Here is a 23,414-nt window from a genome sequence, read left to right on the forward strand (position 1 = left end):
GGAAGCAAACGGTTGGTACTAAGATTCATTATTTGAACGTTTAAACACATTCAAAATAGGAAGAGGCCATGCGAAAGAATACATCGCATGGCCTCTTTTTGAGTTGTTTTGTCACATCAGAGCGAGTTTTTTGCTTATCTATTACTTCTATGCCTTTCTTGCCGAAATCTATTTTATATCAGATTTTATAAAAAAATACCGATGGGATCTCTCTCTCGATATCTTTTCTCAATATATAAAAAAATTATGCGGCTAAGAAGATTCGAACTTCCACGAGGTCGCCCTCACTAGCGCCTGAAGCTAGCGCGTCTGCCAATTCCGCCATAGCCGCATCACATGTTCTAGTTTAGGATTACATTTGTTTTTTGTCAAGAACATATTTTTTGTTCTTTTTTATCTCTACGCGTTTTCCCTCTTGCAACCAATACAAATAGTTCATCCGAGTAACTCCATCATCTATTGAAGGGCGATAAAAAAATTCTGTTTTTTCCATAAGCTCAATTTCACTTTTCAGAAAATTGGTCACATGATGCGGGACGCTATCGATGCAAACATAGACATAGTCAACAGCACGGATTCTTTCAAATAGTGCTTTCTCCCCATACTCATATGCGTCGATTCTTTCGACAGTTTTTACATATTTCTGCAATCCTTTTACGAATCCTTTTATTTGTTTGTTCCCGATCACAGCAATTTTGAGTGATGATGCCCACTTTTCAGCATCTATGCTCAATTGCTTTTTACTTGGCTGTTTAGATTTTTGACTTATTCTCTTTAGATATTTGTCGCTTCTTCTTTTTGACTTATTCTGTTCAACGATAGGATAGCAATACCTTAGATATACTGGACCGTCTACTGTTTTTTGATGTACTCGTACTGCTATCCCATCTGTTAAAAGATCTTTGCGTTTAAAGCTCTCTTCTACTATCAGCGGTCTTCTTTGCTCCGTATTGACCTCGTGGAAATAAATGCTGCCCTCTTCTATTTCTACAAAACCATAAAAAATATTTGTTTCTTGATACTGCAAATCATTCGCTTGTTGTTCAAAGATCCATTGATACCTATTGAACAGCTTGTTCAGCTGATTGAACTTATAAAATGATTGGGTGTCTAACTGCTGAATCAATGCATGGATCAGATCTTGAGGAGCTGCTTGTACGAAGTTTTGTTTTTCCTTTGCTAATTGTTCTGTTTGTCGCTGGTTGACTTTAGACAACTGCTGCAGTTCTTGTTTTTTCTTCTCCATGATTTTCAGATACGTAGCATTTCTATTTGAAAGCTTTTCTAATTTCTTGTTCAGTCGATCATTTCTTTTCTTTAATAAATCTGACGCTTTATGTATTCTCTCTAGATAATGTTGCATTTGGCTATTTTTTTGCAGCAAATAAATGATGATCTGGTTACGTTTTTGGAGTTCCTGAAGTGCGTGATTATCTGTATCCCAGCCCACTTCTTCTAAATTTTGATACAATTGTTCTGTTTTCCTCTGCTGTTCGATGACTTTTTGTCTCATCTCTTCTTTTTCTACTTTTGCTTGCTGTTGCTGTCGTTCGAGTTGCTGTGACAGCTCTCTGATGTGTTTCTTGTCCTCTCTTCTTTTCTTGCTCACAGTAGCTACTTGCTTTTTTGCTTTACTCAATTCTTGCTTCAATTGATTCATTTCATTGTTTAAACGAACGACTCTGGGATCGGTAGCTATTTTATTTTGCTGCTTTTTCTTCGTTTCTTTGTTCTTCTTTTTCTCTCGATTCAGCTGTTTTTGCTGCATTTTCTCCAACAACTGTCTTCTTCTTTCATTTTGATACTGATTATTTTTTATTTCTGCTTGTTGCCATCTTTCTGGAATTCTTTTATAACCGCTAAAGTAGTTCACGAGATCTCCTTTCTAGTGATCATAAGCAACGGACGAAAAAACTTTAAATAACACATTTATTAAAAATTCAATTTAACTTGAACTTTCAATATCGATCAATAAGATCATTTTTTAAAAGATAACGAGCATTCATCTATTATAAAAACAATACAATAAATAACAAAAATCTGCAATCGTTTATTTTGTTAAATTATTCTTAATACGATACATCACAAAAAATAAAAATAAGAATGGCTATTCACCAAAATAGTGCTATAGTAGAAAAAAATATGTTTACTTAGGAAGAGGCGGATTCGATGAAATTGATCAAACTATGGGAAGCAGATTTGGAGAAAGCTTATCGGCTGCAAATTAGCTTCGGACCAAACGAGAATGGATTTATCAACAATGCTTACGGCTATACACTTGCTGAATTTTTAGATTATGTAAAAAAATGCGAAAACACTTCTTTAGGGATCGATCTTCCTGAGAATTACGTTCCCGCAACCGTCTTTATTTTGGAAAATGATGGACATGAGTATGTAGGAATTTTTAATCTGCGCCATAAACTGAACGAATCATTAAGAAACGGCGCTGGCCATATCGGTTACGGCATCTCCCCTGACTATCGTAAAAAAGGATATGCAACACAAGGCTTAGCATTAGTACTGCAAGAGGCAAAAAAACTCGGCATCGATGAGGCACTTTTGTCTGTAAATAAAAAAAATCTTGGCAGTCTTAAGGCGCAGCAAAAAAATGGGGCCACGATTTATCGCGAAGATGAGAAAGAATACTATACGAAAATCAAATTGATGTAAAAAAGATGGATGGCAAAAGAAAAGGGATTTGAATGTCCTTTATCAATAGAACACAATTATTTGATTAACTTCTAATATAGCAGACAAAATTTTATAAACAAAAAACCTTTTATCTCTTTTCTTCAAGAAAGGATAAAAGGTTTTTTGTTTTTACTATTTGCTTCTCATAGCTAGTCAGTCAAGATTCCTATCGAATCCCCAACGCAATCCGTGCATAACGGCTCATCTTATCGGTCGTCCATGCTGGATACCAGACAAGTTTTACTTCTGCTTTCGTTACTTCTGGCACTTCTTTCAATGCGTCATGGATAGATTCTGTTAAAATATCGGCTAGTGGACAGCCCATAGTTGTTAGCGTCATTTTGATGACTGTTTCTCCGTTTTCAGGATTGAATTCTATATCATAAATCAAGCCTAAGTTGACAATATCGATTCCTAATTCAGGATCGATCACCATTTCCAAGGCAGCAAGAATACGTTCTTTGATCAGTTCTATTTCTTGCGCAGACCGTTCTTGGTTTGCTTCGCTCATCGTACGACACTCCTTAACACGATTTTTATTTATCATACTCTTTTTTTAACTACTTGTAAATGAGAATTTAGAAGGAAGATTCTCGTTTAAATTTATAAAATGTCCTTGTTAGATGGAATACATTAAATTCATTCTAAAATAAATCTGATTCCTCATTTTTTTTGTGAACGATTTTTTATTTCTGGCAATACACCTGTTGTTCGATACATTTTTTGTTCGTTTTCATTTGCAAATCGGCCAAATACTGAATGAGTTGGTAAAATATTGATAAATGCATCGTCGTCGATTTCATGAACGATCTGATCAAGATCATACATTTCATAGCGGGTGATGACCATCATGATCATATTTCCTTGTTTTTTTGAATAGCCACCGACAGACGGAAGCAATGTCATTCCACGTACCATCCGTTTCGCTAGTTCTTCTGTTACCTCTTCCGGTTTGACGGTCACGATCATCGCTGTTACTTTTTGATGACTCGTATGGATGGCATCAATCACTTGAGTCATTGCATAAATGGAAATAATCGTATACAAGGCACTTTCCCAGTTAAAGAAGAAGCCTGCGATGACTACAATGATCCCATTTAGAATCAGCATGTAATTTCCGACTGTTTTTCCAGTTGTTTGTGAAAGCACAAGAGAGATGATGTCCATCCCACCAGTTGTAAAGCCCATTTTTAAAGATAACCCTACGCCAAGACCTAATAAAACACCGCCTACTAAGGCATTCATCAAAATATTATCAGTGATCTGTCCGACTGGAAGTAGCATCGTCATCACTGATACGCATACAACGTTCACAAAACTAAGGATCGTTGCTCGTTTTCCTACTTTGAGGAACCCTAATACAAACACAGGGATATTCAAAATAAAAATAAATGTTCCTGTGTCTACCTTGATATGAAACCATTCATATAAAAGCGAGGAAATGATTTGAGCGATCCCATTCATCCCTGCAGAAAAGACATTGGCTGGAATCAAAAAATAATTTAAAGCGACCGCAGCGGTCAATCCGGTTATCAAAATAACCACTATTTTCTTTAATCTTTCATTTTTATGATACGCAGTCATAATTTTGCTCACAAGCACCTCTCCTCTACTTTGTTATTCCAAATGTAAGAATAACAGTTTATCTATTAAAATAAAATACTTCGAACTCAAATGAGAAGAATTTTAGCAAACAAGTAAGAATCTGCCCCATTCCTATGATAAGATAGATATATAGTAAACTTATACGTATATCAGGAGGGTTCTTATGGCAAAAGATGCTAGCTTCGACATTGTATCAGAAGTCAATACAGAAGAAGTAAAAAATGCGATTCAGCAAACAACAAAAGAATTGACTAATCGATTTGACTTCAAGGATTCTACGGTAGAAATCAAATTAGAGAACAGCAATCTAGTTGTCTTGAGCGATGATGATTTCAAAATCGAACAGATCAAAGATGTATTATTTGGTAAGTTGATCAAAAGAAATGTGCCAATCAAAAATATCCATTTTTCCGAATCGGAACACGCGCTAGGTGGCAAAGCTCGTCAAACTGCCGATCTGGTCAACGGAATCGATCGCGAAAACGCGAAAAAAATCACTACAGCTATCAAAAATGAAAAACTGAAAGTAAAAGCACAAATCCAAGAAGATCAGATTAGAGTGACAGGTAAAAACCGTGATGATCTTCAAGCTGTGATTGCTTTATTACGTAAACTTGACTTACCAATCGAGTTGCAATTCACTAACTATCGTTAATGAAAAAAACGAGGCTGACATCTGTCATCCCTCGTTTTTTTCATTTACTGCTTCTTTGGATGACCAAAAACGCTGTATTCCTTCTTCCAATTCTCCAACACTTCGTACTTCTCTTGCTGTTTGCCAATGTTGTGGGAATAAACGTCGATAAGAGAAACGAGCAAATCGTTGATCTGCCAATACCACGATTCCTTGATCCGCCATGCCACGAATCACTCGACCACCAGCTTGCAAGACTTTGTTCATTCCAGGAAGCTGATAAGCGTAAGCAAATCCAAGGTGTTCCTTCTCATCATAATATGATTTGATCAGTTCCTGCTCATGATTCATCTGCGGCAACCCTACACCTACGATCATACTGCCGATCAATCGGTTCCCTCTCAAATCGATTCCTTCTGAAAAAATCCCACCAAGTACACAAAATCCTATCAATGTTTCATCGGGATCTGCTTGGAATTTTGCTAAAAATCGTTCGCGTTCTTCTTCATTCATGTCCGTTTCTTGGATCAGCACATTGCTGTCAGGATATTGCTGTTTGAATGCTTCCGCCGCAAGGTCTAAATATTGATAAGAAGGAAAGAAAACGAAATAATTTCCGACCTTTCCATCAGCAAAAGCATGGATCGTCTCAACTAATTTTGCCAGACTTTGTTCCCTGTTTCGATAAGTCGTCTCTAAGTAATTTGCAATGAAAACTTGCTGGTTTCCTTCTGGGAAAGGACTCGGCAGTTTGTAAGCGAGACTTTTTTGTCCGCCCAGTGTTTCCTGATAATAAGATAGAGGTGAAAAACTCGCAGAAAAAAGGATACTGCTTCTTCCTTTATCCAACGACTGCTCAAGAAACAAGCTTGGATCAATACAAAACTCTTTTACTATCAGATCGTGATACGTTTTTTCGACCGTTGTTTCATAGTGATCATCATAAAATTCACTGACCTTCAAAAAATGAAGCAAATCAAAATAATAAGGAAGCAATTGTTCTTGCGATGGATGCTCAGGAAATTCTGCTAGCCATTCTTTGATTTTTTCGCTTAATTGATAACCTGCCTTTACTAAAGATTCAGCTGGTGCTTTTTGATGATGATAATCCCAATGATCTTCTTTTGCTATTTCTCGGATCGTATCAAATTCTTTCAATAGTTTGTTGAAACGACGATGGAGTTTTTTGAATTCCTTTGGTATAGCTTCCTTACTTCGTTTCGTTTTTTCATAAGATAGTTCTGCCGAATACATCTCTCGAGAACGATTCACCAAATTATGTGCCTCATCAATCAAAAACAGATAATCCTCGTTTTTTTCATCTTCAAAAAAACGCCTTAAATAAACAGTGGGATCAAACAAATAATTGTAATCCCCAATGATCACGTCGCACCAGATACTGACATCTAATGATAGTTCGAAAGGACAAAGTGTATGCTTTCTTGCATAAGTTTCGATGACTTCTCGAGTGATCTGATTCTCATGATTCAAAAGATCCCATAACCCTTCGTTGATACGATTGTAATAACCATTGGCATACGGGCACTGATCTGGATTACAGGTCGTCTCATCTAAAAAGCAGATCTTATCTTTAGCCGTCAAAGTGACACTTTTTACTTCAGCTCCAGTATCTTTTAATGCTATCATGGCATCTTCAGCTACTTGTCTAGTTATTGTTTTGGCCGTTAGATAAAAGATCTTTTCTCCCTCTTCTTCCCCTACAGCTTTCAAAGCGGGGAATAACGTAGAGATTGTTTTTCCTGTTCCGGTAGGTGCTTCTACAAACAATTTCTGTTTCGTACGGATCGTTTTATAAGCAGCTACCGCTAGTTCACGCTGGCCTTTCCTATACTCATCATGGGGGAATTTCAAAGCCATCAAAGAGGCATTGCGTACAGTGCGCCAGTTTTCTTGAAAAACAAGCCATTCTTTATAATCTTCAGTCAGTTTTTTAAAAAAAGTTTCTAACTGCTCTCTTGTCTGATGTTCGACCTTTCTCGTAATCACTTCTTCAGCCGTCTGAAAGTAAGTCAATTGCAGATTTATTTCTTGTAAATCATGTTCTTGACTATAGATATAGGCATACACCCTTGCTTGATGAAAGAAAAGTTCCACTTGTTCTGGTTCTAAATCTTCAAATCGTGGCTCGGAGGTTTTGATTTCATCTATATAATAAATACCATCTCTTTTGAAAATACCGTCTGCACGGCCTTCAACGATCAGGTGATATTCATCTAATGGAACTGTTGTTTTTAAAAAGACTTCTTTTTCATAGTCTTCTCCCGCATCTTTTTGGAGCTTGCGGTGGATTCTTGCTCCTTCTAATGCAGTATGGCTACTTTTTTTACGATTGTCGATACTTCCACGTCGCAAAATAAATTCTACTAAGTGCCGCACAGATATTTTTGACTGTTTGATCATTTCCACCACCTCTTTCTCTCTAAGATTACCTGAAAAAGCCTAGTTTAGCAAAAAGAGCTCTCTTTTCAAGCATAAAAAAACACCCTGCTGATTAGGCAGGGATATAGGATATAGAATTTGGATTTTTGGATGAGTCTAATGTAACAAGGACATATTAAAATGCTATGAAAACTTACTTTCCTTCTCTTTAGAATATCCAAATACTTTTCATATAGTCTGATAATTCAGATAAGTAAAGAGAAATAAGTACCTGTTTTTGTTTCCTAGCAATGAATGCGTTATACTAATGGATGAAAGAAGTTTTGGCTATCAAGGAGGAATGCACATGCATATCGAAAGATTAAAAACAGGAATGATTGAAGAAAACTGTTATTTGGTCTACAACGAAGAAGCACTTTTGATCATTGACCCTGGAGAAGATGCAGAACGAATCAAACAAGAAATCAAAAAAACAAACCAACAGCCGGTAGCGATTTTGCTTACCCATACCCACTACGATCATATCGGTGCAGTAGAACCTTTACGCGCATATTATCAAATCCCAGTGTATGTCAGCCCACTAGAGCAAAAATGGCTAGGTGATCCGATTTTGAACCTTTCTGGACTCGGACGACATGATGATATTGCTGATATTATTGTCTCGCCTGCAGAATATGAATTTGAAATGAAAACTTATACTTTAGGGAACATGTCTTTTCGTGTAGTCCCTACTCCAGGACACTCCATCGGAAGCGTTAGCTTTATTTTTGATGATTTTGTCGTTTCTGGCGACGCCCTATTTAGAGGAAGTATCGGTAGAACCGATCTGTATACAGGGAATTTAGAACAATTACTTCACAGTATTCGGACCCAGCTGTTTGTTTTACCTGATGAATTTGCAGTCTATCCAGGACATGGTGATGCAACAACGATTGAACAGGAAAAAAGGACAAATCCTTTTTTCAATCGTTAAAAATGATTTAGGAGGAGAATAAAATGACAGAAACTACACTTTATATCGTACGGCATGGAAAAACGATGTTCAATACAATCGAACGCGTACAAGGCTGGTGTGATACGCCACTCACAAAACAAGGACAAGAAGGCATCCATTATTTAGGGCGCGGGTTAAAAGATGTCGACTTTTCTTTTGCTTATTCTAGTGACAGTGGTCGGGCGATCGAAACTGCCCGTATTATTCTAGGAGAACATTCTAAGGGAAAAGAAATTCCTTATTTTATCGAGAAACGGATCAGAGAATGGTGCTTCGGATCTCTTGAAGGCGGCTATGACATGGAAATGTGGGGTGTGATTCCTCGCGTATTGAATTTTAAAACCTATGATGAGATGTTTACCACAGAAGTTTCTTTTGAACAAATTGCCAATGCTGTATACAACTTGGATACGGCTGGATGGGCAGAAACTTATGAAACATTACGAGATCGTGTGTGGACAGGATTTGAAGATATCGCCCATCACTGCGAAAAAAACGGCGGCGGAAATGTTTTAGTCGTATCACATGGTTTGACGATTGCCTTCTTGCTTAATCTGATTGATCCTAAACAGCCTGTTCGTGCTGGTCTTTTAAATGGCAGTGTAACAAAGGTTACTTATGCAAACGGTCGATTTTCTATCCATGGTATCAACGATACGTCTTATATCGAAAACGGGAAAGCACATAGTCGAGACTCGTTTTTATGATGGGATATTTTAATTTTTAACAGAGAATCATAAAAGGCAAAGTCTGAACGAGGGCTTTGTCTTCTTTTTTTCTTCGTATACTTATCTGCTTCATTTCTCAAGTTTTTCTTAATATTAAAAAACAGATTGGGTTTATCAAAAAATAACGGTATACTATAAGATGTATCTTAATTGGGAAGGAAGGAATTTATGTTTTTTGCAAATATTATCAAAGCAGTGATTCTCGGTATTATTGAAGGAATAACGGAATGGCTGCCCATCAGTAGTACTGGTCATCTGATCCTAGCAGATGAATTCATCAAACTGGATGCCAGTTCACAATTTATGTCGATGTTCAATGTCGTTATCCAATTAGGGGCGATCTTAGCTGTCGTCGTTCTTTATTTTCACAAATTAAACCCCTTTTCTCCAAGTAAATCAACGATAGAAAAAAAAGATACTTGGACACTTTGGTTTAAAGTGATCGTTGCTTGTATACCAGCCATCATCATTGGTTTGCCTTTGGATGATTGGTTAGAAGCAAATTTCCACAAGTTCTTACCCGTTGCCATTGTTTTGATCGTTTACGGTATTGCCTTTATTATTGTCGAAAAACGCAACAAAAACAAAACACCTCGTTGGACTTCGCTGAATGACTTTACGTACCAAGCAGCTCTTCTTGTTGGATTATTCCAAGTCTTGGCACTTGTTCCCGGAACATCTCGTTCTGGTGCAACGATCCTAGGAGCTATCTTGATTGGCGCTTCGCGTTTTGTCGCTACAGAATTCTCATTTTTCTTAGGGATTCCTGTCATGTTTGGCGCAAGCGGCTTGAAGATCGTCAAATATTTAGCTGAAGGGAATTCATTCAAAATGGAAGAAACTGTTGTTCTTCTTGTAGGAACATTCGTATCTTTTGTGGTTTCTGTCTTAGCTATTAAATTCTTATTAAGTTACTTGAAGAAAAACGACTTTACCGCTTTTGGCTGGTATCGTATTATCCTTGGTATCATTTTAATTGGTTATTGGTTTATCGCAATGTAAGAAAAACCGGAACACTTCTCTTGTATGAGAAATGTTCTGGTTTTTTATTTTATTTAATGATAATTATTATAAATAATAAAAACCGCATCAAGCTCCATAGTCAAATGATAACCATTATCGTTCTCATTTAGCTGTTTTTATTATCAATTACATTTTTATTATGCTATCCTTGTTTTGACAAGGAGGACTGATAACGATGACTAATCAGAAAAAAGCTTTTGCAGCAACAATTGGCTGTCTTTTATTTATGATTGCCGGTTTTATTTTCGACCGCCTCTCTCTCACCATCACCCCGCTTTTTTATATCAGCGCTATTATCATCGGTGGATACAAACAAACATCGGAAGGCTTGAAAGAATTGTGGAATGACCGAACACTGAATGTGGACTTATTGATGGCTTTAGCCGCTATTGGTGCCTGTTTGATTGGTAATTACTTTGAGGGAGCAATGTTGACGTTCATCTTTTGTTTAAGCGGTGCATTAGAGGAATACACGACCAATAAAAGTCAAAAAGAAATTACCGCTTTGATGAATCTTCAGCCACAAAAAGCTCAGTTACTAAAAGAAAACGGACAAATGCAAGAAGTAGATGTTTCGCAATTAAAGGTGGATGACTTGGTGTTCGTCGCTAAAGGAGCGGCTGTTCCGATCGACGGTTGTTTAGAAAGCACACAGGCAACGATCGACGAGTCTGCATTAAGCGGTGAATCTGTACCTGTAGAAAAATATTTAGGAGATGAGATGTTTGCAGGAACGCTGAATCAAGGAAATCCCATTACAATTCGAGTAACAAAAACGAGTACCGAAACTGTCTTTGCTAAGATTATCCAATTAGTGGAAGAAGCGCAGAATACGCCAACTCAAACAGCTTCATTTATCGAACGGATCGAAAACAATTATGTAAAATTGATTTTGCTTGCTGTGCCTCTAATGATCCTTCTCCCCCACTTTTTCTTAGGTTGGAGTTGGGATGAAAGCTTTTATCGAGGAATGGTATTATTAGTCGTGGCTTCTCCTTGTGCGCTTGTCGCATCTGCTACTCCTGCTTCTCTAGCTGCTCTTTCAAATTCTGCAAAAAATGGGATTCTAATCAAAGGCGGGATCCATTTAGAGAAGCTTTCTGAATTAAAAGCGATTGCCTTTGATAAAACTGGAACACTCACTAAAGGAAAACCAGTTGTGACTGACAGCTTTTTCTTTGATGAGAAGGATTTGGCACAACAACTTCTTGTTGCTATGGAACAAAAAACGACACACCCTCTTGCTCATGCGATTTTACAATATTTCGATTGCACAATACCCGAAGCAATCCAATGCCTATCAATAGAAGAAATTACTGGTTTTGGATTACAAACTACCTATTTAGGGGCGCAATGGAAAGTTGGCAAACACGCATATGATCCTGAGACGATGAGAATCAGCAAAGAGATTGAGGAAATGATCGAACGTTTAGAAAATCAAGGAAAAACTGTAATCTATCTTTCTAAAGATCAACAGTTAATCGCTGTTTTAGGTCTGTTGGATATTCCAAAAGCAAATGCCCAACAGGTGATTTCCTACTTTAAATCCCAAAACATCCATACAAGTATGATAACTGGCGACCATTCTGGCACAGCAAAGGCTATTGCTGAACAAGTAGGAATCGAACATTACTATGCCAGCTGTACTCCGGAAGAAAAAACACAACTAGTCAAAAAAGAAAATGAACGTTACCAAGTAAATGCGATGGTTGGTGATGGAGTCAATGATGCGCCTGCTTTAGCAGCTGCTTCATTAGGTATCGCTATGGGACAAGGAACAGACGCCGCAATGGATATCGCAGACATCGTCTTAATGAAAAATGACTTAGATAAATTCGTCTACAGTCATCGGCTATCTTTAAAAATGCGGCGGATCATCAAACAAAATATCATTTTTTCGATTCTTGTTATTCTCTTGTTGATTGCTTCTAACTTCTTGCAATTTTTAAATCTACCTCTTGGAGTAGTAGGACACGAAGGAAGCACGATATTGGTTATTCTGAATGGCTTGCGCTTGCTAAGACCTTTACCTGCTCTTTCTGATTCTTCAAAAAAATGTAAGTCTTGTCCACTATACCAAGCACGGCTGTCTTCTGCCAAATAAGTGAAATTTTTTTATGATTTTGTTTATTTTATGAAAAAATCAGCGTATGAATAGATTTCGAAGGATAAATTCCTGCTTTTGCAACTTTCTAAAAACATGTTATGATTGTTTCGAAGAAAGTGAGGAATTATTTCATGGAAAGTTGGCTTTTTTTAGGTATTATTTTACTTGTAGCAATTTTAGCTAAGAATCAAAGTCTAATGATAGCGGCAGCTTTTGTGCTGATTATGAAGCTCGTACCAGCCTCCCGTTCCTTTTTCCCTTGGCTTCAAGGCAAAGGAATCAATATTGGTGTGACGATCATCACTGCAGCTATTCTGATCCCTATCGCAACAGGGGAAATCGGTCTACGTGATTTATTAGAAGCCTTTAAATCCCCTATCGGCTGGGTAGCTGTTTTTTGCGGTGGGCTAGTGGCTGTTTTATCTTCCAAGGGCGTAGGATTGATTGCTTCTGATCCGCAAATCACTGTTGCGCTTGTTTTTGGCACGATTTTAGGAGTTGTCTTCTTAAGAGGAATCGCCGCCGGACCAGTCATTGCTTCTGGCATTACTTACTGTATCTTACAAGTATTTGCTTTAGGAAAATAGATCAAATTTTGCCTATTTTTAGGAGATTCTTAACACCCCCAATTTACTGATCCGTGATATACTGACAACGAGGTGATACAATGTTCGAAAAATTGAAGTATTTCATAGGAACAATTGGCTGGTTTCTTTTAGCGGTACTTTTGATTCTGGGCTTAGCTTATCTTTTATTTCCTGATTTGATACAAAATGTGTTAGATACTGCTTTTTGATTGACCTATTAGAATGATATAGGGATGCTCCTGCGATGCAGGAGCTTTTTTTAAACAATGACCGAGCGAATGAGACTTCCTATTGAAATCGATGCTCTTTTTTCTTTTTGGCTCTTCTCCTCTTTTTTGTTATACTAGATTACAGTGGACAAAAGAAGGAATGATTGCATCCACTTTAACGAATATCAAAATGGAAGAAATAGTACCTGTTCTCAGGTTACTTTGGAAAGAAAGGAAGACGCTTGTGGAAACTTTTGAAGGTCTTTTAATTGATACGTATGTTTTACAAGAACAGCCAATGATGCTGACTGGAATCAACTTGCAGCTTGAGGACCGTGTGATCAATGGCCTGCTTAAAGATCGCTATTTGGCAAAGTACATCTTACGTTTGCCACTAAATAAATATGTACTGGAAGTAAGTGGCAAATGGAACCGTCGGAATCAGTTAGTCATTAAAAAAATGTTGATAAAAAATATTGATGAATACATTAAAATAATCGGTACACCAGAATAACCTTTACCGATCAAAGGTGACTGGTTATAAAATAACTGCAGTTTCTTAATAGAAAAACAAAGAACAACAGGGAATCGTATCCCTTTTCAAAAAAAACTTTGCAAACGGTTCTCTTTGTTATATAATGACTTAGTACCAAACATTCCCATTCAATCTTTGTTTAAATAGATAAATAAAAATCTAGTTTGGTTTGACGCTATTGCCTCCCACAATAGCGTCTTTTTGATTTTTTCAGCTTGATTTATCTGTTTTTACTGATAAAAAAGTTTAAATAAAAGACTGTTAAGGAAAAAAACTTGTCATGTTCATATTGCAAAGCGCGCTGCCTTTAGGTATAATAATGAATGTTGAATTATGCGGTCACACGCGTAAGAACTTAAGTTATCGGAGGTGAAACTAATGCCAAACATTGAATCTGCAATCAAACGTGTTCGTACAAGCGAAAACGCTAATGTGAAAAATTCATCTCAAACAAGCGCTATGCGTACTGCAATCAAAAAATTTGAAGATGCTGTAGCTTCAGGTGCTGACAACGTAGATGCGTTATATAAAGAAGCTGTTAAAGCTATTGATATGGCTGAATCAAAAGGTCTAATCCACAAAAACAAAGCTAACCGCGACAAATCTCGTTTAAGCAAAAAAATCGCTAAGTAAAAGAATCGGCTTCGGCCGGTTTTTTTATTTGGCAAAAAAAGCCAAAAGCAACCGATATTCTTGCATGCTTTTGGCTTCTTCTTTCTTCCTATCGATTTCTCAACAACTGCCCTGTGCGCAAAACGAAAAGTTGAAAACTTAATTCTTTTTCGATTTGCCCCGTTTTGATTTGATAATCCATTTCGACTAATTGATCAAATAATTGTACCAGCAACTGTTCATCGAATTTCCTTACTTCTTGCATGGCAAGTTTTACACGGTAGGGATGGATTTTTAATGTTTCTGCAATATTGGCCTGCTGATAGCCAATCTTTACAAGAAATTTTGTCTGTAAAAACAAACGTAATTGAGAAAGTAAAATCGCATTGATTTTGATTGTTTCCTCCCCTTGCATGACTAAATCTTCATATAAACGCAAGGCTTGTTCTGTCTTCCCTTTTAAAATATATTGGGTCATGTCAAAAATATTATGTTCCAATGTTTTAGGAACTAATTGTTCTACTTCTCGAACAGTGATTTGCTGTTGATTTTGTCCATAAAGAATTAATTTCTGTAACTCTCTCATCATTTTGGATAAATCTAAGTCGGTCAACCGCAAGAATAAATCAATGGCGTTTCGTTCCATTTTGATTGAAGAGTTCTCTAAGGTATTCATCAGATATTGACGTACTTCTTTTTCATTCAGCTGTTGGACGTTGATGATGGTTGCTGTTTTTTTCAATTGTTTCGTTACTTTTTTCCGTTCATCCAACTTTTCATATGGCGCAAAAAATACTAATACAGTCGATTCTAGTGGTTCTTTCAAATAAGCTGTCAGTAAATCAGTATTTTGTTCGATCCCGTTGTTTACTTTCTCACCTGTTAAAAAATATGGGTTCTCCACAAATACTAATCGTTGATCTCCGAAAAACGGCAATGTCTCTGCTTCAGCCACTACCTCCTCTAAACTTGCATTTTCCATGTCAAAACTTAAAAAATTTAAATCATCTTCGCCCTCTAATTTGATTTTTTTAACTATTTCTGCCCGAACTTGATCTTGGAGAAACTTTTCTGTTCCTAAGATCAAGTAACAAGATGCAAGTTTTTCTTTACGTATTTTTTGTAACTCTGCTTGTATACTCAAATTACTCACCACTTTCAAAATTATCCTACCATGAGAAGATGAGAATTACTAGTCTATCATTGTTTCCACTAGACCGTGAGGATGAAAAACTGGATGCCAGCGATAGGTGATCATTCCTTGCTGATCGGTTCGCCATGTTCTTATCTGATTTTCTTCTAGTGCCTCCAATACTTCGCTGTGAGGGTGACCATAACGATTATTTACTCCGCAGGATATAATTCCATGTTTCGCTTCAATACGGGAAAGAAAATCCGTATTACTTGATGTGCGGCTACCGTGGTGACCTAATTTGACTACGTCGGCTTTCAAATTAGGATAAATAGAAAGCAGCTGTTCTTCCATCGCTTGATTCAAATCGCCTAAAAACAAAAAACGCTGATTATTATAGTCCAGCCATAAACCAACCGAATCTTCATTTCTTCCTTCTCCCTTTTCAAAAGGGGTCAATACATAAAGATCATAATAGCCTTTGATCCTGTCGCCATGTTTGACTTCAATGATTTTAGTGCCATTTTTTTGAGCTTCTGTTAAATGCCTTCGCAACGGCTCATTTCGTCCAGCACCCCAGCCAATATAAATTTTTTTGATGGTGAAATGCTGAGATAATGTGGACAATTCTCCCACATGATCCGTATCGTCGTGTGTCAAGATGAGTTTATCGATCACACTTATTCCCTGTCCTTTTAGGTATGGAACGATATTCCTTTCAGCAGGAGGTCGTACGATACCTTGCGCCCACTTTTCCCTTTCAAAGTGCAACTTACCACCCGTATCAATCAAAATCGTTTCTTTTCGAAAAGGACTTTGCAAAAAGATACTATCTCCTTGACCAACATCGATAAAAGCGATCGTTGAAGAAAAACGTAAAAATGGCAAAGTCAATAGCATCAAAGAAAACAGACCAACATAAAACAAGAGTTTCATCGGCTGCTCGTTCAATCTATCCATACAAATCAGCAATCCGAAAATATATACCCCTGATAGCACAAGAGGTAGACGCCCTATAACAAGAGTCGATCCTGAAAACGAATCGATCATTCGTTCAAACAAGATCAGTCCCTCTTCTATCAGCAAAAGTAAGGTTTTCGGCAACCAGCGATTGAAAAGCGTCAGAAAGAACACACTAGGAAGAAAAAGAAACTTGAATACCGGCGCAACCAGCAATGTAAAAAGACTGCCTAAAAGAGGCCACTCATAAAAATGCCATACAATCAATGGCATCGTGATCATGGTAAATAGGACATGAGAAGCCGTTTTTTTCATCCAATCTCCATCAAAAGAAATCAGGATAAACAAAAAACTCATGAAAAAACTAAGCTGCCCGCCCGCATGAAAAAGAAATCGAGGATCAAATAGCAAAAGAAGCCAAAAGACAACTGCAAATAAGTCCATAGAGGAGTAACGTTTATTCAATAATTTGACTAGCAACCGCAATAAAAACAACAGACTAGCACGCAAGACAGAAATAGAACTGCCTGCAAGAGAAACATAACAGATAGTTAGCAGACTCAACGGAATGATGCTGACGTGCAGTGGCCATCCGATACGTCGAAACAAATAATACAGCCACCCTAAATAAAATTGGATGTGTAATCCCGATAGGCTGAATAGATGCAGCAAACCACTCTCTCTAAAAATTTCTTCTGATTCTCTGAATCCTGAATCTTTATAACCCCATAATAAAGAATTGATATATACACTTGTTTTTTGCGGAAATTCAGATTGGACAAAAGAAATAAAAGCGCCTCTTTTTCTCTGGAGCCAATTTCGCCAATGATTTTGTATGTTGATTTTTTCGACCCTTTGAATTTGGAATCGACCAGAGATTCTATGGTTCCTGAAGTAAGCTTCTTGGTCAAAAGTATAAGGATTTCGCTTTTTTTCGGGAGAAATAAACTCACCTTCAGCTGTCAATTCTATCCCCTTCCCTCGGAACCCAAGCCAAGTTTTCAATTCCTCTTCGGTGTTTGCTTGATAAGAAAGCTGTATCTTCTGTTTACTCTCTGACAACCTTCCTTCCATTGTCAAAAAACTGCCATTTGCACGAATCGTATCTGTAGATAAAGTCACTTGCGCAGAAGTTTCTTTTTCCTCTAAAAATGAATATTCTTGTAGCTTATAAGAAACGGATACCATTATGCTACCAACAATACAGAAGTACGCGATAAAACGTCCTTCTTTTAGCGAAAACCACAAAAAAATTCCGGCAAGAAACAAACGATAAATCCAATTGTCCGTATCATACAACAAACAAATAATCATCGACGTAATTGCCGGAAAAATCAACCGATTTCGAACATGCCTTTCTAAAACGCTAAACATGTTTTCCTGTTAATTCATTTTGAAGTTTTGAAAAATGCTGCGAGTCTAAAGCAACTTGGTGTACAGATACGCCTAATTGTTCAATCAACGCTTGAGCATACGGATCATTTCGATAGTCATGGAGATAATTGATCCCTTTGACACCAGCTTGCAGCAAAGCTTTTGTACAAGCTAAACATGGAAAATGTGTGACATAGATTTCCGAACCTTCCGTTGGGATACCGAGTTTCGCGCACTGTAGCAGCGCATTCATCTCTGCATGGATCGTTCGCAAACAGTGTCCATCCACAACATAGCAGCCTTCATCTATGCAGTGGACATCTCCACTGACTGCTCCATTATAGCCGCCAGCAATGATCCGTTTTTCCCTAACAAGTGTCGCTCCTACTTCTAAACGTGTACATGTGCTGCGTAAAGATAACAATACTGCCTGAGCCATAAAATATTGGTCCCAGGGAATGCGTTTGTTTTGAGTCTTATCAGTAATTTTTTCTTTGTTCGTATCGCATGGTTTTGAAGATTTTTCTAACATGGTTTACATTCCTCCGTTTTTTCAAGTTAGTCAAAAAAGCACTCCATTGCTTAAACAAAATATTCTTTAAATATATCGAATCATCATGTCTGACAAAAGAGCATATCCTTCACTGCCAAAATGAAGTCCGTCATCCATTAGCCTCCATTTATTGCTCTTTTCAGTTGATTCTGAATCATTCTATTTAATTGTAACGAAGTTTTTTAGTTTTTCAACTGTCTTTTCACCGATACCAGAGATCTCCTGCAAGTCTTCCACTTTCTGGAAGGATCCGTTTTCTTCTCTAAATCGAATGATTTCTTGCGCCTTGACTGATCCGATCCCAGGAATCTGCTGGAGTTCTGAGGGACTGGCTGTATTGATATTTATTTTTGAAGGCTCGGAATCTGCTGTAGATTGTTTTCCTTCTGAGGATGCCAACTGATCAAGATGTTCTGGCAGCTCTTCACCTACAGCAGGGATATATAGGACTTGCTGATCTTCTATTTTCGCAGAAAAGTTGATTCGATCGCTATCCGCTTCTTCTAATAATCCTCCTGCGCGCTTTAGTACATCATAGACCCGTTCTTCTGAAGAAAACGAATAGATACCAGGCTCCTTCACACTTCCTTTGATATCGGTGTACATAACCTTTGGACGAGCATCCTCTTCTACAGTATTTCCTTCAGGCAATTGATTTTCTTCACTGGAACTAAATGGAGAAAGCATTTCTTTTGCAGCGATTTCTTCTTGTTCTCTATGAAATAACAGATTTGACAATAAAAAACCACTGGCTATACAAAAAATAAGAACTACCGTAGACATACAAACGATTAACTTAGGGGAGGTGAGTATTTTCTTGCTGATTTTTTCTATCATTATTTCTTTTTACAAAGAATGATCAGTAAAAACCATTCATTACTCCTTTCATTTGAAATCGAAGAAACAGTGTGCTCTGGCAAAATCGTCCCTTCAACATCTAATTACGTCAATTTTTTCTTTTTTTTTAGCAGAAAGATATTTTGACGAAAAAAAAGGATTGTGACAGAAAATATGTCACAATCCCTTATTCAAAATAAATAGTATTCAATTAGCTCAAAAGCTTGCATCTGCGGTAAATAAATCCAAACAAAAGAGGAGAAGCTGTTTTTGCTTAGCTATTCTTATTACTTGATACAGAGCAGCTTTTTCACTTTTTTTTAGTTGCTTCATTTCATTTTCTCTAGATAGTCAAGCGCATCTTGTACTGTTTTTACTGGTACGATTTTCATGGAGGAATTCAATTTTTTGGCGGCGGCTTTTGCTTCTTCGTAGTTGGTTTTTATTTCAGGATATTCTTTCTTAACATCGTCTGAGATCGTATCATCTGGTGCAAAGAAAATCTCTACGCCGGCTTTATCCGCGCTTGCTACTTTTTTATCGATTCCTCCGATTCGGCCGACTTCTCCTTCGCTGTTGATCGTTCCAGTTCCGGCAATTTGCTTACCGTGTCGCAAATTTTTACCAGTGACTTGTTCATAGATCTCTAAAGTGAACATCAATCCTGCTGACGGCCCACCAATAGAGCCAGAATTAATGCGGACGTCTGTATCTGATTCGATCTCTGTATGATCAGTAAGTGTGATGCCTATTCCTGCCTTTTTATCTGTTGGCAACTCAATCAGATCACCAGAAGCTGTTTTTTCTTCACCATTATGCAAATAACTGATTTCGATTGTTTGTCCAACTTTTTGGCTTTTTACATAATCCATAAATGCTTCTGTACTTTGAAAGCTTTTGCCGTCTACTTTTGTTACTGTATCTCCTACTGAAAGCTTGCCAAAGAAGTTCGATGTTTTCTCTACGCTCATGACATATACGCCTTTGAATTCCATTTTATAAGGCTTGCCTGCAAGTTTCAACGCTTGTTCGATTGCTGCGTTTTGGGAAGAATCCATATAATACTGTTGCATTTGATTATATTCTTCATTTGTTGCCCCACCAGTCAATTCTTCTTTACTAATCAATTCTTCAAAGGGGGCTAGTTTAGCCTTTAGAGCCAAAAATCCGGTAGCTTGCCTGATACCGACGGATGTAAGAGAGAAAGAGCCAGAACCTTTGTCTTCTTTGTCATTGACTGTAATTAATTCTTTCAGATCAATCGTTGCTCCTGGTGATTCAACATAATATGGCAGAGGAACTACTACAAATCCGATGACCAACATTCCAAATATGATAATCAGTACTGTTTTCAACCATTGTTTAGCTTTCATTTGATTCACGCTTTCCAGCTAAAGCTTCGTTGATAACTGGCGGTAAATAACTGCTCACGTCTCCACCAAAGTGCAGTACTTCTTTTAAAATACTGGAACTGACATGGCTATATTCTGGTTTTGCCAATAAGAACACCGTTTCCAATTCCTCGTTTAGATGATGGTTCATCTGAGCGATTTCTCGTTCATATTCGAAGTCTTTGATACTCCGTATTCCTCTGACCAAGGCACCCGCGCCGATTTCTTTTGCCGTTTCCACCGTCAATTGATTTTCCTGATGCATGACTTTTACATTAGGAAGATGTGCCACAGCTTTTGCGATCAATGTCATTCTTTCTTCTGGAGGAAACAAACTTTTCTTTGAAGTATTGATAAAAACACCAATTACCACCTCATCGAATAATTTAGCCGCACGCTCCACTGTATCTAAGTGTCCTTTTGTAAAAGGATCAAAACTTCCTGGGAATAATGCACGTTTCATCGATTTCCCTCTTTTCTATAGATAGTCACAGCTGTTATGCCATAAATCTGTTTTCTTATTTGATGAAATCCAGCCACAGATTCTGGCAATTCGACTGTTTTATCCGTTTCGCATACGATAACTGCGGTTTTAGAAAAAAGTCCCAGTTCTTCCATTTTATGGATTTGATCAATGATTTTTTGTTTTGCATACGGCGGATCAAGAAACAAGTAATCAAATTGTTGTTTCTCTGCTGCTAACCGTTCGATTGCTTTGTCTGCATCAAGTTTTATTGTTGTAAACTTCTCTGGTTCTTTCGTAATCTCGATGTTTTCTTTGATGATTTTTAGCGCTTGGTAATTTTTGTCTACGCATACTGCATGACTGCAGCCTCTGGATACGGCTTCGATAGCTAGACCGCCGCTTCCTGCAAACAGATCCAATACTGTCTCTCCATCAAAATAGGGTCCAATCATATTGAATATGGATTCTTTTACTTTATCTGTAGTTGGTCTGGTGTTCGCCCCTGCTAAACTTTTTAAGCGGCGTCCGCCATAATTTCCTGATATTATCCGCATCTACTCACTCCTTAGAAATGGTACTGGTACTAGTATACCAAAAAAAAGACCAAAAAATACTTGGACAATGATCAATTTTTGATAGTTGTCCAAGTTATTTTTTTATTAAAAAACTGCTCATAAGAGATTTTTAAAGATGTTCCGCTAATCTGATTTCTGTATTCAGCTCTTCGATTTCGAAACCTTCTTCTTTTAATACCGTTTTATTACCTATTTTATCAGCAAAATTCATTTCGATATCTGGTCGGTAAGAACGTTCTACGTTTCGAACAAAATGTAATTTACGGATTCGTTCTTCTGTCTCTTCAAATGTCTCTTCATTCAAGTAAAGGACGACATATTTCATTCTTCTTGAGACATAATGCAACAAGCCGAACTTTTTTAGATTCTTTAATTGTTTTAAGCTGTAGACCCATACGATCAGCCCGCGTCGTTTTATTATTTCAAATTCACTATTGTCAACTTGCATGACAATTCCCTCCGCATCCAAAGTGTTTTTTCGTTTCAAAGAACGGACTACCTGCATCTACCTTGATCTCATTAGAAACTTCTTCGGCAAGTGCTTGGACAATTTGATCCAACAGACTTTGTAACTGTGTTTCACTATACCTAAAAGCTGCGACATGCTCATTCAGGTCAAGCTGTCTTTTTGCTTTTCGAAGAGCACGTTTTTTTTCACGATAATCAGGTGCATATTCGCCATATGCCGCTACATTTTCAAACGCCTTTTTCTTCGACAGGAACGCCTCTTTTAATTGGCAGACTTCTGCAGATTCTTTCATTGACTGTTTATGTTTGAAATAAGAAGTCATCGTTTTACTCTTTTTTATCATTTCAGCGACTCGGAGGCATTGATCCTCCAGTTGAAACAGCTCTTCGTTAACGATCACTGCTATCACTACTTTCTCCGTTTTCTTCTTGCAATAAGACTAACATATTTTCTTTAGAAAAAGCAATGCCTAATGAATCCGTTCCCGGATCCATAAAGCGGTCATGATTATATGGATCGCTGTACCAATATAAAAACGAAAAAGTAGCGTCGATTGCTGGATGAATAAACAGTCCACTAGTATTTTCTAATTTCTGTTTACTGATTAACTTCTCCAATTCATCATTCGTCAAGGAGAATTTTATTGTCGTTTGCCCGCTGCCTAGCGATTTTTGCCAATCAGCCATACGTTCGTCTGACAAGATTTCTTCAGGCTTTGTCAAGAAATCATGTAGCAGCAGCCGACTGTGGCTTTGAAAGGCAAGTGGTTGGTTGTATATAGGAAGTTCGTCTTCTCTTCTAAGCATGTTTAGTAAAGTCGTACTTTTTCGTTCTTTACCGCGATTGATCGATTCCCAGTCAGCCGATTTATCTGCTTCATAATGTGGGAGACCTTCACCAAACACTTGATACGGTAAAAGTTTCAAAAGACTATCTTTATCTAAATATACAACTGAAAACAGACCGTTTGTTGTTTGATCAAAAAACAAAATAGCAAAAGTGTCGTTATCAAAAGCAATCAGTGGCCGATAATTCATATCCTCTTCCATCAGTTCGATTCCAACTTCTGTGTCGTGATACTCAAAAGTGAAATTAGTATAGATAGTCGTGAGTTTCGTTAGGTCCTGCATCGTCATCCCTAAATAAAACGGCGTGATATCAGCAGGTCCTGTTTGCAGTACTTTAACAGTTGTGACCATGCTATCTTGGACATTTACTTCAAACGTGAGATGACTGGCTTTGTTTTCATAATATCTTGTTTCAAAACCAAACCCACTAGTTAATCGATCATAGGATTGTCCAAAATCTTTTTCTAGCTGTTCGATCGGTTTTCCAATATAAGTAGAAAAACCAGTTGCTTTAAGCTCCTGGTATTTCCACGTTGTCATTTGATTTGAGATTTGTTGATCAGAGTTTTCCTTCACTTCAAGTTTTGGCGGGAACAAGACTGGTTCCATATAGAATGCCGCAATAACTAATAGCAGAATCAGCCAAAACAAACCCAGTCTTTTCATGTTTCCCCACCTTTCACT

Annotated in this window: 24 protein-coding genes and 1 tRNA gene; 10 read left to right on the forward strand and 15 right to left on the reverse strand. The window is 37.5% G+C overall.

The genetic code is table 11. The features are described from left to right. Nucleotides 1–247: 247 nt before the first annotated feature. Nucleotides 248–331: transfer RNA gene (locus HMPREF2988_RS10200), tRNA-Leu, on the reverse strand. A 21-nt stretch (nucleotides 332–352) separates the two neighbouring features. Next, entirely contained in the window at nucleotides 353–1,873 is a 1,521-nt protein-coding gene (locus HMPREF2988_RS10205) for a hypothetical protein (RefSeq protein ID WP_070770588.1), read from the reverse strand. A 296-nt stretch (nucleotides 1,874–2,169) separates the two neighbouring features. Here HMPREF2988_RS10205 and HMPREF2988_RS10210 point away from each other — a divergent pair, with 296 nt between their 5' ends. Continuing rightward, entirely contained in the window at nucleotides 2,170–2,670 is a 501-nt protein-coding gene (locus tag HMPREF2988_RS10210) for a GNAT family N-acetyltransferase (protein WP_070770589.1), read from the forward strand. Between the two features lie 187 nt (nucleotides 2,671–2,857). Here the strand turns inward: HMPREF2988_RS10210 and HMPREF2988_RS10215 are convergent, their stop codons facing one another. Further along, on the reverse strand, nucleotides 2,858–3,202 hold the full coding sequence (locus tag HMPREF2988_RS10215) for a metal-sulfur cluster assembly factor (RefSeq protein ID WP_002292174.1): 345 nt from the start codon (nucleotides 3,200–3,202) through the stop codon (nucleotides 2,858–2,860). Between the two features lie 152 nt (nucleotides 3,203–3,354). Then, on the reverse strand, nucleotides 3,355–4,275 hold the full coding sequence (locus tag HMPREF2988_RS10220; protein ID WP_002316215.1) for a YitT family protein: 921 nt from the start codon (nucleotides 4,273–4,275) through the stop codon (nucleotides 3,355–3,357). Between the two features lie 184 nt (nucleotides 4,276–4,459). Here HMPREF2988_RS10220 and HMPREF2988_RS10225 point away from each other — a divergent pair, with 184 nt between their 5' ends. Next, nucleotides 4,460–4,951, forward strand: coding sequence for a YajQ family cyclic di-GMP-binding protein (locus HMPREF2988_RS10225; protein WP_002309430.1), 492 nt, complete (start codon nucleotides 4,460–4,462; stop codon nucleotides 4,949–4,951). A gap of 24 nt (nucleotides 4,952–4,975) precedes the next feature. Here the strand turns inward: HMPREF2988_RS10225 and HMPREF2988_RS10230 are convergent, their stop codons facing one another. Continuing rightward, nucleotides 4,976–7,351 carry an ATP-dependent DNA helicase gene (locus HMPREF2988_RS10230; RefSeq protein ID WP_070770590.1) on the reverse strand — a complete coding sequence of 792 codons (2,376 nt, stop codon included), beginning with the start codon at nucleotides 7,349–7,351 and terminating at the stop codon, nucleotides 4,976–4,978. A gap of 325 nt (nucleotides 7,352–7,676) precedes the next feature. Here HMPREF2988_RS10230 and HMPREF2988_RS10235 point away from each other — a divergent pair, with 325 nt between their 5' ends. The 8 genes from HMPREF2988_RS10235 to rpsT all read left to right on the forward strand — a co-directional run bounded on the left by HMPREF2988_RS10235 (nucleotide 7,677) and on the right by rpsT (nucleotide 14,146). Next, nucleotides 7,677–8,303: an MBL fold metallo-hydrolase gene (locus tag HMPREF2988_RS10235; RefSeq protein ID WP_002315130.1), complete on the forward strand. Its 627-nt coding sequence runs from the start codon at nucleotides 7,677–7,679 to the stop codon at nucleotides 8,301–8,303. 23 nt (nucleotides 8,304–8,326) lie between these two features. Next, nucleotides 8,327–9,031 carry a histidine phosphatase family protein gene (locus HMPREF2988_RS10240; RefSeq protein ID WP_002329133.1) on the forward strand — a complete coding sequence of 235 codons (705 nt, stop codon included), beginning with the start codon at nucleotides 8,327–8,329 and terminating at the stop codon, nucleotides 9,029–9,031. Nucleotides 9,032–9,220: 189 nt separating this feature from the next. Then, nucleotides 9,221–10,054 carry an undecaprenyl-diphosphate phosphatase gene (locus HMPREF2988_RS10245; RefSeq protein ID WP_002309434.1) on the forward strand — a complete coding sequence of 278 codons (834 nt, stop codon included), beginning with the start codon at nucleotides 9,221–9,223 and terminating at the stop codon, nucleotides 10,052–10,054. A gap of 196 nt (nucleotides 10,055–10,250) precedes the next feature. After that, complete coding sequence (locus tag HMPREF2988_RS10250) at nucleotides 10,251–12,179, forward strand: heavy metal translocating P-type ATPase (RefSeq protein WP_070770591.1); 1,929 nt, start codon at nucleotides 10,251–10,253, stop codon at nucleotides 12,177–12,179. A gap of 134 nt (nucleotides 12,180–12,313) precedes the next feature. Further along, nucleotides 12,314–12,769: a DUF441 domain-containing protein gene (locus HMPREF2988_RS10255; protein WP_002315133.1), complete on the forward strand. Its 456-nt coding sequence runs from the start codon at nucleotides 12,314–12,316 to the stop codon at nucleotides 12,767–12,769. Between the two features lie 80 nt (nucleotides 12,770–12,849). Further along, nucleotides 12,850–12,978: a hypothetical protein gene (locus HMPREF2988_RS13915; RefSeq protein WP_002292186.1), complete on the forward strand. Its 129-nt coding sequence runs from the start codon at nucleotides 12,850–12,852 to the stop codon at nucleotides 12,976–12,978. A 244-nt stretch (nucleotides 12,979–13,222) separates the two neighbouring features. Next, nucleotides 13,223–13,492 (forward strand): hypothetical protein, encoded by a 270-nt coding sequence (locus HMPREF2988_RS10260; protein WP_002289125.1) that lies wholly within the window; start codon nucleotides 13,223–13,225, stop codon nucleotides 13,490–13,492. Between the two features lie 399 nt (nucleotides 13,493–13,891). Then, nucleotides 13,892–14,146 (forward strand): 30S ribosomal protein S20, encoded by a 255-nt coding sequence (rpsT, locus tag HMPREF2988_RS10265; protein ID WP_002292188.1) that lies wholly within the window; start codon nucleotides 13,892–13,894, stop codon nucleotides 14,144–14,146. A gap of 88 nt (nucleotides 14,147–14,234) precedes the next feature. Here the strand turns inward: rpsT and holA are convergent, their stop codons facing one another. The 10 genes from holA to HMPREF2988_RS10315 all read right to left on the reverse strand — a co-directional run bounded on the left by holA (nucleotide 14,235) and on the right by HMPREF2988_RS10315 (nucleotide 23,396). After that, nucleotides 14,235–15,281: a DNA polymerase III subunit delta gene (gene holA / locus HMPREF2988_RS10270; RefSeq protein WP_002335668.1), complete on the reverse strand. Its 1,047-nt coding sequence runs from the start codon at nucleotides 15,279–15,281 to the stop codon at nucleotides 14,235–14,237. Nucleotides 15,282–15,317: 36 nt separating this feature from the next. Beyond that, on the reverse strand, nucleotides 15,318–17,591 hold the full coding sequence (locus HMPREF2988_RS10275) for a DNA internalization-related competence protein ComEC/Rec2 (protein WP_070770592.1): 2,274 nt from the start codon (nucleotides 17,589–17,591) through the stop codon (nucleotides 15,318–15,320). Further along, on the reverse strand, nucleotides 17,584–18,123 hold the full coding sequence (locus tag HMPREF2988_RS10280; protein WP_002292191.1) for a ComE operon protein 2: 540 nt from the start codon (nucleotides 18,121–18,123) through the stop codon (nucleotides 17,584–17,586). The genes HMPREF2988_RS10275 and HMPREF2988_RS10280 overlap by 8 nt, the downstream gene beginning before the upstream one ends. 180 nt (nucleotides 18,124–18,303) lie before the next feature. Then, entirely contained in the window at nucleotides 18,304–18,981 is a 678-nt protein-coding gene (locus tag HMPREF2988_RS10285) for a helix-hairpin-helix domain-containing protein (RefSeq protein ID WP_070770593.1), read from the reverse strand. Nucleotides 18,982–19,310: 329 nt separating this feature from the next. After that, the gene (locus HMPREF2988_RS10290) at nucleotides 19,311–20,354 is read right to left on the reverse strand and encodes a SepM family pheromone-processing serine protease (RefSeq protein ID WP_070770594.1); all 1,044 of its coding nucleotides are present in this window, start codon (nucleotides 20,352–20,354) and stop codon (nucleotides 19,311–19,313) included. Continuing rightward, entirely contained in the window at nucleotides 20,344–20,835 is a 492-nt protein-coding gene (gene coaD, locus HMPREF2988_RS10295; RefSeq protein WP_070770595.1) for a pantetheine-phosphate adenylyltransferase, read from the reverse strand. Before coaD ends, HMPREF2988_RS10290 begins: the two co-directional genes overlap by 11 nt. After that, nucleotides 20,832–21,392 (reverse strand): 16S rRNA (guanine(966)-N(2))-methyltransferase RsmD, encoded by a 561-nt coding sequence (rsmD, locus tag HMPREF2988_RS10300; RefSeq protein ID WP_002292196.1) that lies wholly within the window; start codon nucleotides 21,390–21,392, stop codon nucleotides 20,832–20,834. Before rsmD ends, coaD begins: the two co-directional genes overlap by 4 nt. Nucleotides 21,393–21,522: 130 nt before the next feature. After that, on the reverse strand, nucleotides 21,523–21,861 hold the full coding sequence (locus HMPREF2988_RS10305) for a YlbG family protein (RefSeq protein WP_002292197.1): 339 nt from the start codon (nucleotides 21,859–21,861) through the stop codon (nucleotides 21,523–21,525). After that, a complete protein-coding gene (locus HMPREF2988_RS10310; RefSeq protein ID WP_002292198.1) occupies nucleotides 21,851–22,291 on the reverse strand; it encodes a YlbF/YmcA family competence regulator in 441 nt (146 codons plus the stop codon). The genes HMPREF2988_RS10305 and HMPREF2988_RS10310 overlap by 11 nt, the downstream gene beginning before the upstream one ends. Beyond that, a complete protein-coding gene (locus tag HMPREF2988_RS10315) occupies nucleotides 22,272–23,396 on the reverse strand; it encodes a CAP-associated domain-containing protein (protein WP_070770596.1) in 1,125 nt (374 codons plus the stop codon). The genes HMPREF2988_RS10310 and HMPREF2988_RS10315 overlap by 20 nt, the downstream gene beginning before the upstream one ends. Nucleotides 23,397–23,414: the final 18 nt, after the last annotated feature.

Source organism: Enterococcus sp. HMSC061C05 (genome assembly GCF_001814765.1).
In the GTDB taxonomy this organism is placed as follows: Bacteria; Bacillota; Bacilli; order Lactobacillales; family Enterococcaceae; genus Enterococcus_B; species Enterococcus_B lactis.